Genomic DNA, 13,996 nt, shown 5'->3' with positions numbered 1-13,996 from the left:
GCGGTTACCCGGGACCGCGGCGGCGAATCGGACTGCTTGAGGAGCCTGCGCATGGGCAGGCGCAGGGCGGGAAGCCTACGGGACCTCGTACGGCCGCCCCGTACGACGACCCGTACGGACCCCCGTACGGCCGAGCGCGGCGATGACGCGGAAGATCGCGGAAGAAGGCGAGGCGAAACCCCATGGAACGGCACACCGACCCGCAGCGGGACGGACGGGAAGCGGATCGACGCGATCCGGACGGGCCGGGGACGGAAGCACCGGCCCCGACCCCGGAGAGCTCCGACCCGGTGCCGAGGGATCCGGGCTCTCCCGGGCCGGGGGAGCAGGGGGACGCGCCGGACCTGCCGGGGCCGGATTCCGACCCCGGACCCGATTCCGATCCCCCGCCCTCGCCCGTCGATCGCCCGGCGGCGCAGGAGCCGCCGGACTGAACCCGGCCGCGGCCGTGGCACCGGCAAGGGGGAAGCCGAGGGAAGCCGAGGGAAGCTCCCCAACCGGGTGAATCCACATTGCGGGCCGACATGCCACCGGAGGAGTGCCGGGCACAGGAGGTCAGGCCGGTACGGTCCGGTGCGTTTCCAGCCCCCGGTGTTCGGGGGCCGGACCCTTTTTCGGTGCATCGAGGACGAGGAGGGCCACCGTGGCCATCGCAACGGTCAACCCCGCGAACGGCGAGACGCTCAAGACGTTCGACGAGCTGGGCGACGAGCAGATCGAGGAATGCCTGGCGGCTGCCGCGGAGGCCTTCCGGCACCACCGCCGCACGGAGTTCTCCGAGCGCTCCCGCCTCCTCGAACGCGCCGCGGACCTCCTCGACCAGGAGCAGGACGACATCGCCCGGACGATGACCCTGGAGATGGGCAAGCCGCTCGCAGCCGCCCGCGCGGAAGCGGCGAAGTGCGCCAAGGCCATGCGCTGGTACGCGCGCAACGCGCAGGAGCTGCTGGCCGACGAGCACCCCGCCGACGCCGATGTGGCGGATGCCGGAGCCTCCCGCGCCGTCGTCCACTACCGGCCGCTCGGCGTGGTCCTGGCCGTCATGCCGTGGAACTTCCCCCTCTGGCAGGTCGTCCGCTTCGCCGCTCCCGCGCTCATGGCGGGCAACGTCGGTCTGCTCAAGCACGCCTCGAACGTGCCCCAGACCGCGCTGTACCTGGGCGACCTCTTCCGGCGCGCAGGATTCCCCGCGGGAGTGTTCCAGACACTGCTCGTGCCGTCCCGTGCGGTCGAGGGCATTCTGCGCGACCCGCGGGTGGCCGCCGCTACGCTCACCGGAAGCGAGCCCGCGGGCCGTTCGGTCGCCGCGATCTGCGGCGACGAGGTCAAGAAGACCGTACTGGAGCTGGGCGGCAGCGACCCGTACGTGGTGATGCCCTCGGCCGACGTCGAACGGGCCGCACAGGTCGCGGTGACGGCCCGGGTGCAGAACAACGGGCAGTCCTGCATCGCGGCCAAACGCTTCATCGTGCACGCCGACGTGTACGACGAGTTCACCCGGATCTTCACGGCCCGGATGGCCGCGCTGACAGTCGGCGACCCGATGGAGTCGTCCACCGACGTCGGCCCGCTCGCCACGGAGCAGGGCCGCACCGACGTGGAGGAGCTCGTCGACGACGCCGTCCGGCGCGGCGCCACCGCGCTGTGCGGGGGACAGCGGCCGGACGGGCTGCCGAAGGGCTGGTTCTACGAACCGACCGTGCTCACCGGGATCACCCCCGACATGCGCATCCACCACGAGGAGGCGTTCGGGCCGGTGGCCACCGTCTACCGGGTGCGCGACCTGGACGAGGCCGTGGAACTCGCCAACGACACGCCCTTCGGCCTGAGTTCCAACGTGTGGACCCGGGACAGGGCCGAACAGGACCGGTTCGTACGGGACATCGAGGCCGGCGGTGTCTTCTTCAACGGCATGACCGCCTCCCACCCCGCGCTGCCCTTCGGCGGGGCGAAGCGCTCGGGCTACGGGCGCGAACTGTCGGGCCACGGCATCCGTGAGTTCTGCAACGTCACGACGGTGTGGCACGCGGCCGACCCGGGCGCCGGCGCCTGACCGTCGCCGGGAGCCGGGGCCGAGGTCAGGCGGTGGGGCGAGGCCGTCACCCCTGGGCAGCCCACCCCGCGACCGTCGGCAGTACGGTCTCGGCGATGCGCAGCACCACCGCGTCGTCCGGGACCCCGCCGTCCGCGCGCCACAGGACCACCTCGAAGGAGCCGCCGCTGTCCTTCGCGTCCTGGGCCACGGACAGGACACGGGCCGGGACGCCGGGGCTGCTGGAGGAGTCCTTCCCGTCGAGGCGGAAGCTGAGTCTGATGGTGCGGTCCGAGGAGAAGACCGCCGGGCGGCCCTGAACCGTCGACTCCCTTGCGGCTGCGCCGAGAAGCGCGCCCGACCCGGCCACCGGACGCCCGTCGTAGGTGGCCGACAGGGTCACGGTGTAGGTCCCGATCTCGACCCGGGCCGAGGGAGTGGCGGTCTCCTCGCCGCCGGCATACCTGACGGAGCCGTCACTGCCGTGGGCGCTCTTGGCGATCTCCCCCGGCGTTCCCAGCAGTTCAGCCAGATCGGGCCGGTTCAGCGCCTTGCACAGTTGGTCTCCGGAGACGCGCGGGGGCGTCTGCCCGGTCTTCCCGGGCGTCTTCTCCGTCTTCCCGCTCCAGCACGTGGCGGGCTGCGGGCTGCTGACCGAGGACGGATTCTGCGCAAGCGTCCAGAAAGCGAAACCGAGCCCCCCTACCAGCGCCACGGCCGTGAAGGCCTGCCCCCATGCGCCCGCGCCCTTCGCGAACGCGTCGACGTCCTCGGCCATGTCCCCCGCCTGCGGTGATTCCCCCGATAGATGCCCGGGGACCATAACCTGTGATCATCGGGCGGACAAGGAGATCGGCCCGCCGGAGGGGAGACGGGTGTGATCATTGCCCAAGAGGCCGAGTTCGACCCGCAGGAGATGTTCGAGCTCTACGACTCGGTCGAGTGGGAGGGCTACACCAGCGACGTCGGCAAGCTCTGTCGCGGACTGTCGAACTCACACCTGGTCATCACCGCCCGGGACGAGACGGGCACGCTCCTCGGGCTGGCCCGGACGATCTCCGACGACGAGAGCGTCTGCTACGTGCAGGACCTGCTGGTCAACCCCAGGTTCCACCGGCAGGGCATCGGGCGGGAGCTGCTGGAGTACCTGAAGGGCCGCTACGCGCACTGCCGCTTCTTCCTGTTGTCCACCGATCACGAGTCGACGCCCGAAGGCAAGCGCAACCACGCCTTCTACCGGTCGCTCGGGTTCCTTTCCTACGAGGAGAAGCAGATGTCGGCGTTCGGTCTGCCGAGGGTTCGCTGAACCGAGCCGGCTTCGCTCCGCCCCGAGCGGCAACCGCCTGGTCAGCGGGTCGGAGTATGACCGAACGGTCACAGGATTCCGAACGTGGAACGCCTCGGGCACGGTCGGCATCTAGCCCTGCGGCGGAGCCTTCGGGGCTCCGCCGCAGAGACGGTATCGGCGAAGGCCGGCGGACGTCCGGTCACCGCGAGGGTGGCGGGGGCGGCCGTCGGAGGCGAGTACAAGGCGGGGCGGACATGAAGGCGGTATCGGCGGTTGAGGGCGGTTCCTCGGACTCCGAGGAGGCACCGGAGACTTCGGTGACGGCCCCGAAGGGGGAACCGGACGGCTCCGGGACGACGACCGAGGCGGTACGGCAGCCGGCCGCTGCCGGGGAGCAGGGCCCGGACGAGACCGGGGCCGACGCGGAGCCGGAGGCCGGCCGGGCCGACGAGGCTCCCGTGTCGGACGCCGCTGACACGGCAGGGGAAGAGGCGGACACCGCGCCGCCGTCCCCGGCGCCGGCCGGACACCCGGACGCCGAACCGGCAGTGGCTCCGCGGTCCACCGCGCCCGAACCGTCCCCGGCCGACCAGCAGCCGGACGGCGCCCGTGCTGCGCAGGGGACTTCGGTCGACGCGGATGCGGATGCGGATGCGGACTCGGGCGCCGACGCGGGCGCCGACGGGGATGCGGATGCGGACGGGGAAGCCGACGCGGGCGGGGGCGCCGACGCCGACGCGGGCGCGGACCCCGACGGTGTGCGCGCGCCGGCAGCCGGTGAGGACAGCGGCCGGACCGGCACGGGCACCGGCCCCGGCACGGGCACGGGCGCCGGCACGGGCACGGGCGCCGGCACGGATCCCGGCGCCGCCCCGGATGCCGGCGCCGACCCGGGTCCCGGCGCCGCCCCGGATCCCGGCACCGACCCGGGTCCCGAGGTGCCGGCACGTCGGGGGAGCGCAGCGGCGCGGGTCCCGTCGTGGGCGCGTACCGGCGAGGCCGACAGCGAGCAGACCAGCGAGTTCGTCGCCCTGAAGCCCCTCGACGCCCGCGCCCCGGCCCCCGCCCCCGCCCCCGCGCCCGTCGCCCCCGTCGTCGAGCCCACCCGCGAGGTCCCGCAGCCCCCGCAGCCGCCGCTGGACCTGCTGGCCGAGCTCACCAACACCCCGCCTCCGACGGAGACCCCGCGCCGGACCGCCCTGCGCCGCGTCAAGGTGTGGACGCCGGTCGTGCTGCTGCTCGCCGGCTGCTTCACCGGCGCTCAGCTGCTGCGCCCGCTGCCCGAACCGAAGCTGGTCGGCGCCGAGACCGCCCACGTACTCGACGGTCAGTTCTCCATCCCCTGGCCCGCGAAGGGCCAGGGGGCCGTCCGCATCCCCGGTTCCGGCGACATCGCCGTCTTCGGCGAGCAGAAGCCGGTCCCGACCGCGAGCGTGGCCAAGGTGATGACCGCCTACGTGATCCTCAAGGGGCACCCCCTGGCCAAGGCGACCGACAAGGGCCCCGACATCGTCGTGGACGCGCAGGCGGTGTCGGAAGGAGACTCCGATCACGAGTCCCGGATCGAGGGGCTCACGGAAGGAAGCAAGTACAGCCAGCAGGACATGCTCAAGATGCTCATGATCCCTTCGGCCAACAACGTGGCCCGGCTGCTGGCCCGTTGGGACGCCGGAACCGGCTCCCAGGACGCGTTCGTCGCGAAGATGAACGCCACCGCCCAGGAGCTCGGCATGAAGGACACCGTCTACACGGATCCCAGCGGCCTGGACAAGGCCACCGTCAGCACCGCCGTCGACCAGCTGAAGCTCGCCGAGGCGGTGATGAAGAACGAGGCGTTCCGGGCGATCGTCAAACTGCCCAACGCCACCATCCCGGGGCTGCCCGAGCGGATCTACAACAACAACGACCTGCTCACGGCAGCCGACCTGAGCGTCAAGGGCATCAAGACCGGGTCGAGTTCGGCCGCCGGCGGCACGCTGCTGTGGGCCTCGTTCAAGTCGGTCGGCGACGAGACCCCGCTGATCCTCGGCACGATGATGGACCAGCACGCGGGCGGCCCGGACCTGGACGGGAGGGACAGCCTGAAGCTGGTGAAGGAGAACTGCCGGAAGGTGATCGAGGCGGTACGGGGCGCGGTGGCCTCGGCGCCGGTCATCCGCAAGGGCCAGACGGTCGGATACGTGGACGACGGGCTCGGCGGCCGTACGCCGCTGGTCGCCACGAAGGACCTGAAGGCGATCGGTGTTCCGGGCCAGCGGCTGCGGATCGCACTGGACGCCGGCGCCTCCCGGGTGCCGCACTCCGCGAAAGCCGGAACCGAGGTCGGCGTCCTGACGGTGGGCGACGGCGAGGGGGCCAAGACCGTGCCGGTGGCGGTGGGCGACGACCTGGCCGAGCCCTCGTTCGGCGCCAGGATCTCACGCCTCGGCTGAACGGCGTGGCGGGCATGCCACCGGCCGCCGATTGGCTCGTGACCCCGGCGCGGCCCGCCTGAAAGGCTTGGACGTACCGTTCCGACGTGAGGGAGTTGTGATGCAGGTAGCCGTGGTCACCTTCGACGGGTTCAACGAGCTCGACAGTTTCATCGCCTCCGCGCTGATCAACCGGTGCCGGAAGGACGGCCTGGAGGCCTTCATCACGACGCCGACGCCGGTGGTCACCTCGATGAACGGGGTCGAGGTGACCGGCCAGCGCCCGATGGAGTTCGTGACCGAGGCCGACGTCGTGCTGATCGGCAGCGGAGTGAAGACGCGCGACGTGGTCGCCGACGACCGGCTGCTCTCCATGCTGCCGCTCGACCCTTCGCGACAGCTCGTCGGTTCGCAGTGTTCCGGCGCGCTGGTCCTCGCGCGGCTCGGGTTGCTGGGCGGCATGCCGGCTTGCGCGGACATGACGAGCCGGCCCTTCGTCGAAGCCTGCGGCGTCACCGTGCTGGACACGCCCTTCCACGCCGAGGGGAACATCGCCACGGCCGGCGGCTGCCTGGCGTCGCAGTACCTCGCCGCATGGGTGATCACCCGTACGCTCGGCGAGGATGCCGCGCGCGGCGCCATCGGTTACGCGGCTCCCGTCGGCGAGCAACAGGAGACCGTGGAGCGCGTCATGGGCGCCGTCCACGCGGGCGAGGCCGCACTGCGCTGACGCCCCGCGGTGGCGGTTCCGCTCCCCGGAGCGGAACCGCCACCGCGGGGCCGACCGGTGGGCGTCACTCTTCGGAATGCGGGGCGGAGGCGCCGCCGTGCGGCTTCGCGCGTACGTGCATGCGCTCGCCCTGCCTTCCGAAGAGGCTCAGGAGCTCGACGGGACGCCCGTCCGCGCTGCTGAACCAGTGGGGGAGGCGCGTGTCGAACTCGGCGACCTCACCGGGGCCGAGGACCAGGTCGTGCTCGGCGAGGACGAGCCGCAGCCGGCCGTCCAGGACGTAGAGCCACTCGTAGCCCTCGTGCGTCCGTAGATCCGGCTCGGCACCCCGGTCCGTGATGATCAGTTTGTACGCCTGGAGGGGGCTCGGGGTCCTGGACAGGGGGACGAAGACGCCTCCGTTCGGCAGGTTCCGAGGTGTCAGCCGTACCCGGGGATCTCCCACTTCGGGTGCGCCGACCAAGTCGTCCAGCGGGACGTGGTAGGCGCCGGCGAGCGGGAGGAGCAGTTCCAGGCTGGGGCGGCGCTGCCCGGACTCCAGCCGGGACAGCGTGCTCTTGGAGATGCCGGTCGCCTCGGAGAGCGCGGCCAGGGTGAGCCCGCGCTTGGCTCGCAGGCGCCGGAGCCGGGGGCCGACCTCTTCGAGGACGCTGCGGTACGGCTGTGGTTTTTCCATGCGGGCATTCCATCCCGTCGTCCCGGAACCGGCAACACAAGTTGCCCACGGAATGCGGCGGGCCCAGGCTCCTCGCCATGAGACCACACAGTGATTCCGGACCCGCACGGCACCGCACGGTGCGCTGGGCGCTGGCCGCCCTCTCGCTCTCCGTGCTGCTGTCCTCGCTCGGCACCAGCATCGCCAATGTCGGCCTGCCGACCCTCGCCCAGGCGTTCACCGCCCCCTTCCAGCAGGTGCAGTGGGTCGTCATCGCCTACCTCCTGGCCGGCACCACCCTGGTCGTCAGCGCCGGACGGCTCGGTGACATCGTCGGCCGCCGACGGCTGCTGCTCGCCGGAATCGGGGTGTTCACGGTGGCCTCGGCGCTGTGCGGTGTCGCGCCCACGCTCTGGCTGCTGATCGCCGCCCGGGCGGCGCAGGGCCTGGGCGCGGCCGTCATGATGGCGCTCACCATGGCCTTCGTCGGGGAGACGGTTCCGAAGGCGAGGACCGGCGGCGCCATGGGGCTGCTCGGGACCATGTCCGCGATCGGCACCGCGCTGGGTCCCTCGCTCGGCGGGCTGCTGATATCCGGGCCCGGCTGGCGGGCGGTCTTCCTCGTCAACGCGCCACTGGGTCTGCTGGCGCTCGTTCTCGCGCACCGCCACCTTCCCCGGGACCGGCAGACGCCGAAGACCGAACGGCCCGGGTTCGACGTCGCGGGCACGCTGCTGCTCGCGCTGTCGCTCGCGGCCTACGCCCTCGCCATGACGGTGGGGCGCGGCGACTTCGGTCCGCTCAACGCGGCCCTGCTGCTGGCGGCCGGATCGGGCGTCGCCCTCTTCGTACGCACCGAGAGCAGAGCGCCGTCACCCCTGATCCGCCCGACGGTGTTCCGCGACCCCGTGCTCGGCGCGAGCGTCGCCATGAGCGCACTCGTCTCCACGGTCATGATGGCGACCCTGGTGGTCGGCCCCTTCTACCTCTCCCGTGCGCTCGGGCTCGACGCAGCCCTCGTCGGAACGGTCATGTCGGCCGGCCCCCTGGTCGCCGCGCTGACCGGAGTTCCCGCCGGTCGCATCGCGGACCGGTTCGGCGCCCGGCCCATGACCCTGGTGGGGCTCATCGGCATCGCGGCGGGCTCCGTCGCACTCGCCGTGCTGCCGGTGTCGCTCGGCGTCGCCGGGTACATCGCTCCCATCGTGGTCGTCACCGCCGGATACGCCGTCTTCCAGACGGCCAACAACACCACCGTCCTGGCGGACGTCCCCCCGGACCGGCGGGGCGTCGTCTCCGGCATGCTCAACCTCTCCCGCAATCTCGGGCTCATCACCGGTGCGTCGGTGATGGGCGCCGTGTACGCGTTCGCGTCGGGGACCACCGAGGTCACGGCCGCGCCCCCGGAGGGGGTCGCCGACGGCATGCGGATCACCTTCGCGGTGGCGGCGATCCTGATCGTCGTGGCACTCGCCGTCGCGCTGGGAAGCCGTACTCCCGTGCGACGCGCCCCGGGTGAACGGGCGGACGGGTCTCCCGTACGGCAACACCCCAGCACGCACGAGGAGGTCGGCCGGCCCTGAGCCGTGCTGCCCGATCGCAGATGCGAGACCATCGCACCTGGTCACGGGGTGTACGACGGCTGTGGCTGCAATCGGGTCGCTGTGCCATGGTGGGGTCATGGTGCGGAAGCGGCACACCCACACGGACACCCACCGCCACACCCATAACCACGCTGACGACCACTCCCACGCCCACGACCGCGGCGACCGGCACCGGCACGATCGGGGCGGCTCCCGCGCGGCACGCCTGCGGCACCGGCTGACCCACCTGGTCCGGCCGCACAGCCACGAGCCGATGGACAAGGTCGACTCGGCCATGGAGACCTCGCGCGAGGGCATGCGCACGCTGTGGCTCTCCCTGCTCGTCCTCGGGGCCACGACCGTCGTCCAGGCCGTCATCGTCGCCCGGTCGGGGTCGGTGGCGCTGCTCGGCGACACCGTCCACAACGCCACCGACGCGCTGACGGCCGTCCCGCTCGGCATCGCGTTCCTCCTCGGCCGGCGGGCGCCGAACCGCCGCTACACCTACGGATACGGCCGCGCCGAGGACCTCGCGGGCATCCTCATCGTCGCGACCATCGCCGCCTCCGCGGCGCTGGCCGCATGGGCGGCGGTCGACCGGCTGCTGAACCCCCGCGACGTCACCCACCTGTGGGCGGTGGCCGCGGCCGCGCTGGTCGGGTTCGCCGGCAACGAGTGGGTGGCCCGCTACCGCATCCGCACCGGCCGGAAGATCGGCTCCGCCGCCCTGGTCGCCGATGGCCTGCACGCCCGTACCGACGGCTTCACCTCCCTCGCGGTCCTCTTCGGCGCCGCCGGTGCCGCGCTCGGCTGGCAGGCCGCCGACCCGGTCATCGGGCTGCTCATCACCGTCGCGATCCTGTCCGTCCTGTTCGGTGCGGCCCGTGAGGTCTACCGGCGCCTGATGGACAGCGTCGACCCCCGCCTCGTCGAGACCGCCGAGACCGCGCTGCGCGGGGTGGACGGCGTGCGGGGCGTGGGGCAGGTGCGGATGCGCTGGATCGGCCACGTCCTGCGTGCGGAGGCCGACATCGTCGTCGACGCGCACCTGACCGTCGTACGGGCTCACGCACTGGCCGCGGCGGCCGAGCACGCGCTGATCCACGCCGTGCCCCGGCTGACCGCCGCGACCGTCCACACCGACCACACACCCTCCGGCGAGGACCCGCACGCCGCCCTCGCCCACCACGCCGGGCACCCGGCCCGGCTCCCCGCCTGACCGCTCGTCAGGCCGTCGCCAACTGCGGGATCAGGCGCAGTGCGTTGTCGTGGTAGATCGCCTGGAGCTGCTCGGGGGCGAAGGCCGGGTCGGCGTCGAGCGCGGGGATCGCGAGGTCGGTCACCGTGTCGGCGGGGGCGGCCGGCCAGTCCGTGCCGAAGAGGATCCGGTCGGCGGGCACCTGGGTGAGCAGGGTCGCGGCCGGAGCCATGGGACCCGCAGTGTCGTAGTAGAAGCGGCGCAGGTGGTCGCGGACGGTGGCGGGCTCGACGGGCGGATCGCAGAACCGTCCGAGGGCCTGCATGCGCGTCGCGATGTACGGGAGGAAGCCGCCGGCGTGCGGCAGGATCACGGAGATGTCCGGGAAGCGGTCCAGAGTCCGCTTGGCGATCATGTTCACGGCGGCCCGCGTCGTGTCCAGCAGGAAGTCGCACATGAAGTTCGGGATGCCCGGGACCGTCACCGCACCGGGCGGCCCGCCCGGGAGATGGTGCGGATGGGTGTCGACCACGGCGGACGCCTCGTTCAACTCGGCGAACACGCGGTCGTAGGAGGCGTCTCCGAGGTACACGCCCCCGTAGTTGGCGGTCACGTTCACACCGACGGCGCCGAGCTGCCCGAGTCCTCGGCGGATGGCCCAGGACGAGGAGTCGGGGTCGTCCAGGAACAGGGGCACGTAGAAGAGGAACCGCCCCGGGTGCGAAGTCGCCACCTCGATCATCGAGCGGATCGTGATGTTGATCGCTTCACGGAGCTGCGCCGAGGACCGGTAGCGGGCGGGCAGCATCGGCTTGAGCACCGCTGTCGTGATCCCCGCCCGGTCCATGAACCGCACCGCGTCCTCGGAGTCGAGCTCCGCCCACCGAGGCAGCTGCCCCGGCTTGATCAGCTCGTGGTGCTCGGCCCACTCGCGCCATTCCGGGGCGCAGAAGTGATGGTGCATGTCGATCTTCTGCTGGGACCCGAGACCTTGTCCCGGTCCGGACCCCGGATGGAAATCGCCCGCGGGGTCACGGACGAGCTCACCCGGGACCAGAGAGGGGATCTGCAGCCCGTCCGCAGGCGCTCGTACGAGGCGTAGACCGGAGGTGGTGCTCGCGGATTCCTGCACGCCCATTCACCATCCCTCTCGTCGGGTTACTTTCCGGAGACCACTGAGGTCACAGGGTTCACGGCCGTCACGGGGGTCGGCTTGATCTTCGAGGCCGGCCGCGCGGGCTCCAGTACGAGCCGGAGCCGCTCCAGGCCCCGGAACGCCGCCACCGGCCCCTTGAGCCAGGCGCCCTTGCTCTCCTCCTCGTCCGCCAGCTCCATCTCCGGGAACTCCCGCAGGAGACAGGAGAGCGCGATCTCGAGTTCGAGGCGCGCCAGCGGCGCGCCCAGGCAGTAGTGCGTGCCGTGCCCGAAGCCCAGGTGCGTTCCCTGGAGTCCCTCGCGGGTCACGTCCAGCACATCAGGGGAGTCGAACTTCCCGGGGTCCCGGTTCGCCGAGGAGATGGCGATCTGGACGAGCGAGCCCTTGGGGATCACCGTCCCCCGGATCTCCGCGTCCTCCGTCGCGTACCGGAAGGTCGACGTCTCCACCGACCCGTCGAAGCGCACCATCTCCTCGACGGCCCCCGGGATCAGATGCGGCTGCCGGCGCAGCATCTCCAGCTGGTCGGGGTGGAGGAGGAGGTCGAGAACGCAGTTCCCGATCTGGAAGGCGGTGGTCTTGTGGCCGGCGAAGAACAGGACCCACAACGACGAGACGAGTTCCGAGTCGTCCAGCGCCTCGTCCGCCGTGATCAGGTCGCCCAGGAAACAGTCCGAGGGATTGGCCCTGCTGTGCGCGACGAGCTGCGCCAGCCGGTTCTGCAGCCACTGCTCGGCCGCCTTCAGCTCGGCCTTCAGCTTGGGGTTGAACCTGGAGCGCGTCACCACCGCGAACTGCTCCATGATCTCCGGCCGGTCGTCCTCCGGAATGGTCATCAGGTCGCACAGGACCGCGATGGGGAGCGGGAACGCGAACTCGGACATCAGGTCGACCGGGTCGCTCTTGCGGCATGCGCCGAGGAGGTGCTCCGCGATCTCGGTGATGCGCGGCCGCATCTCCTCCACCCGCCTGGGGGTGAAGGCGCTCCGCAGGACGCGGCGCAGCCGGGTGTGCCGCGGTGGGTCCGAGAAGAGGACGTTGTCGTCCAGGGCGTCGAAGGTGTCCCCGAACACGGCGTGGTAGATGTCCATGGCCCCGCGCATGTTCTTGCTGAACCGCGGGTCCGACAGGGCGTCCCGGGCATCGTCGTAACGGGTGATGAGGTACGTGTCGACGCCGTGCGGAGGCGTCAGCCGGGCCACGGGGGCCTGCTCGCGGAGGCCGGCGTACACGGGGTGGGGACACGAGCGGTACTCCGGCGCGCCCCTCGATACGGCTGACACCAGGTCGTGCAGTGCTCCGCCGCTGCCCGGCGTCCCGTTCTCCTGCGTCATGTTCCGCACCCTCCGTGACACTCGCGTTCCGTGGACACAGCGGTTCCCCGATGGGCGCGATCGCAAAACGGTGCTTGGTCCCTTCGAGTCAGACCCTTTCGGCCCGCCGTGCGCCCCGATGCCGGGCTCCGGTCAGCCGGATGGCCGTCAGCCGACCGCCCCCGCCGCGTGGCGGGCCCGGCGGACCCGCGGACATGCTGCTCCCGGAAGCCAGCCCGCCACCGAGGAGTCCGCGCATGGCCCGCAGCAACGCCCTGGTCCTCATCACGGCCACCACGCTCGCCCTGACGGCCGCCGCCGCCCCCACCGCCGCGTCCGCCGCGTCCGCCGCGGACAACGGCCGGGCAGCGGCCGCCCGAGCGCTCACCTACCGGGCGACCGCCCCCTTCCAGCGGCACTCCAGTGCCGTGAAGGCGGGTTACGTACCGGACAAGTACTGCGTCGCCGATCCGGCGGGCTCCGGCGCCCTCGGCTACCCGCACTTCAACCACGCGTACGACAACTCCGTCGATCCCGCGAAGCCCGCCGCGCTGTACTACGAGGACAACGGGCGCGGCGGCAAGCGCCTCGTCGGCGTCCAGTGGCTGGTCTACGACAAGGACCAGGACATGGCGACGGACGACGACCGCCCGTCACTCTTCGGGAAGCCCTTCACCGGACCCGTGCGCGGCCACTTCCCCGGTCAGCCCGTCCACTACGCCCTGCACCTGTGGCTGTGGAAGGACAACCCCAGCGGCACCTACGCGACCTACAACCCGGCCGTGACCTGTCTGCCGGGCACCACCCGCCCGAAGCCGCAGAGCTGACCCCGCCCGCCACCGGGCGGGGCCGCCGGGCGCCGGGGGCTCACGCGTAGTCGACCGTCACCTCCCGGAAGCCGAGGGAGCGCAGGAGGCCCTCCAGCATGGCGGCGGTGTTCTTCTCGGTCCGCTCCGCGAGGCCGCTCTCGCGCGCCGCCTCGGTGATGTGCTGTACGGCCAGGCGCTGTACGGCCTGTTCGCCGGCGGGGTTGTCGGAGAACAGGTCGCCGAGCCGGTCGAGGAGTCCGCGCTGCTGGGACACCGCGTACGAGCGCTCCAGGTCGAGCGCCGCCGTGCCCAGGACGGCATGGGGCAGCCGGAGCGTCGCCTTCGTGCGGTCCTCGTTCACGGTGACGCTCTGCTCCGTGAGCCGGCCCAGATCCACGTAGCCGCTGACGGCGCCCGCCCCGATGTACAGGGTCCGGGTTCCGCGGATGGAGTCCGGCAGGAACGGGGCGTCCTTCTCCAGGTCGACCACCACCTGGAAATTGCCCGCGGCGCCCTCGTAACGGTGCATGTCCTGGATCGACTTGAGCAGTACGGGACCCGAACGGTCCACGGTCTTCTCGTGGAAGAGGTCTCCGAAGCCGGGTATCAGGCTGAACCGGCCGGCCAGCACGAGCAGCAGGGCCAGCACCGCCAGCGCGCCGATGGTCCGCCCCCACCACGCGAGGCGGCGGGGGCGCCTTGGCGCGGCCTCGCGCTCCGAACCGAGCGATGAGTTGTCCATGCCATGCTGATGCCCCCGAATGGCCCTGCCTCACCGCCCCGAGGGCCGCGGGGTGGCACGGGCCGAGGCCAAGGGGACG

At 72.0% G+C, this 13,996-nt stretch carries 12 protein-coding genes; 7 read left to right on the top strand and 5 right to left on the bottom strand.

Features of this window, described 5'->3' with window-relative positions; genetic code table 11:
- Positions 1-643 precede the first annotated feature (643 nt).
- Entirely contained in the window at positions 644-2,053 is a 1,410-nt protein-coding gene (locus ACZ4TG_RS01515; RefSeq protein WP_468159279.1) for an NADP-dependent succinic semialdehyde dehydrogenase, read from the top strand.
- A gap of 46 nt (positions 2,054-2,099) precedes the next feature.
- On the opposite strand, the gene ACZ4TG_RS01510 is transcribed toward ACZ4TG_RS01515, so the two are convergent.
- Complete coding sequence (locus ACZ4TG_RS01510) at positions 2,100-2,810, bottom strand: DUF6215 domain-containing protein (RefSeq protein ID WP_468159278.1); 711 nt, start codon at positions 2,808-2,810, stop codon at positions 2,100-2,102.
- A gap of 99 nt (positions 2,811-2,909) precedes the next feature.
- Here ACZ4TG_RS01510 and ACZ4TG_RS01505 point away from each other — a divergent pair, with 99 nt between their 5' ends.
- The 3 genes from ACZ4TG_RS01505 to ACZ4TG_RS01495 all read left to right on the top strand — a co-directional run bounded on the left by ACZ4TG_RS01505 (position 2,910) and on the right by ACZ4TG_RS01495 (position 6,461).
- Entirely contained in the window at positions 2,910-3,338 is a 429-nt protein-coding gene (locus tag ACZ4TG_RS01505; protein ID WP_468159277.1) for a GNAT family N-acetyltransferase, read from the top strand.
- A gap of 236 nt (positions 3,339-3,574) precedes the next feature.
- Positions 3,575-5,752, top strand: coding sequence for a D-alanyl-D-alanine carboxypeptidase family protein (locus ACZ4TG_RS01500; RefSeq protein WP_468159276.1), 2,178 nt, complete (start codon positions 3,575-3,577; stop codon positions 5,750-5,752).
- 100 nt (positions 5,753-5,852) lie between these two features.
- Positions 5,853-6,461 (top strand): DJ-1/PfpI family protein, encoded by a 609-nt coding sequence (locus tag ACZ4TG_RS01495; RefSeq protein ID WP_468159275.1) that lies wholly within the window; start codon positions 5,853-5,855, stop codon positions 6,459-6,461.
- Positions 6,462-6,525: 64 nt separating this feature from the next.
- Here ACZ4TG_RS01495 and ACZ4TG_RS01490 read toward each other — a convergent pair whose 3' ends face one another.
- Positions 6,526-7,137: a helix-turn-helix domain-containing protein gene (locus tag ACZ4TG_RS01490; RefSeq protein WP_468159274.1), complete on the bottom strand. Its 612-nt coding sequence runs from the start codon at positions 7,135-7,137 to the stop codon at positions 6,526-6,528.
- A 77-nt stretch (positions 7,138-7,214) separates the two neighbouring features.
- On the opposite strand from ACZ4TG_RS01490, the gene ACZ4TG_RS01485 reads away from it, so the two are divergent.
- Together ACZ4TG_RS01485 and ACZ4TG_RS01480 are read left to right on the top strand one after the other, a co-directional pair.
- Positions 7,215-8,699: an MFS transporter gene (locus ACZ4TG_RS01485; RefSeq protein ID WP_468159273.1), complete on the top strand. Its 1,485-nt coding sequence runs from the start codon at positions 7,215-7,217 to the stop codon at positions 8,697-8,699.
- Between the two features lie 97 nt (positions 8,700-8,796).
- Entirely contained in the window at positions 8,797-9,918 is a 1,122-nt protein-coding gene (locus ACZ4TG_RS01480; RefSeq protein ID WP_468159272.1) for a cation diffusion facilitator family transporter, read from the top strand.
- A 7-nt stretch (positions 9,919-9,925) separates the two neighbouring features.
- Here the strand turns inward: ACZ4TG_RS01480 and ACZ4TG_RS01475 are convergent, their stop codons facing one another.
- Together ACZ4TG_RS01475 and ACZ4TG_RS01470 are read right to left on the bottom strand one after the other, a co-directional pair.
- A complete protein-coding gene (locus tag ACZ4TG_RS01475; protein WP_468159271.1) occupies positions 9,926-10,861 on the bottom strand; it encodes an amidohydrolase family protein in 936 nt (311 codons plus the stop codon).
- Between the two features lie 194 nt (positions 10,862-11,055).
- Positions 11,056-12,387, bottom strand: a complete 1,332-nt coding sequence (locus tag ACZ4TG_RS01470) for a cytochrome P450 family protein (protein ID WP_468159270.1) — start codon at positions 12,385-12,387, stop codon at positions 11,056-11,058.
- A 236-nt stretch (positions 12,388-12,623) separates the two neighbouring features.
- On the opposite strand from ACZ4TG_RS01470, the gene ACZ4TG_RS01465 reads away from it, so the two are divergent.
- Positions 12,624-13,193: a hypothetical protein gene (locus ACZ4TG_RS01465; RefSeq protein WP_468159269.1), complete on the top strand. Its 570-nt coding sequence runs from the start codon at positions 12,624-12,626 to the stop codon at positions 13,191-13,193.
- Between the two features lie 40 nt (positions 13,194-13,233).
- Here the strand turns inward: ACZ4TG_RS01465 and ACZ4TG_RS01460 are convergent, their stop codons facing one another.
- A complete protein-coding gene (locus ACZ4TG_RS01460) occupies positions 13,234-13,917 on the bottom strand; it encodes a DUF4230 domain-containing protein (RefSeq protein WP_468159268.1) in 684 nt (227 codons plus the stop codon).
- Positions 13,918-13,996 lie beyond the last annotated feature (79 nt).

This window comes from Streptomyces sp. NPDC028314, from assembly GCF_055565795.1.
The sequence above is the reverse complement of the archived record's forward strand: the minus strand, read 5'-3'. Positions and strand labels throughout refer to the sequence as shown.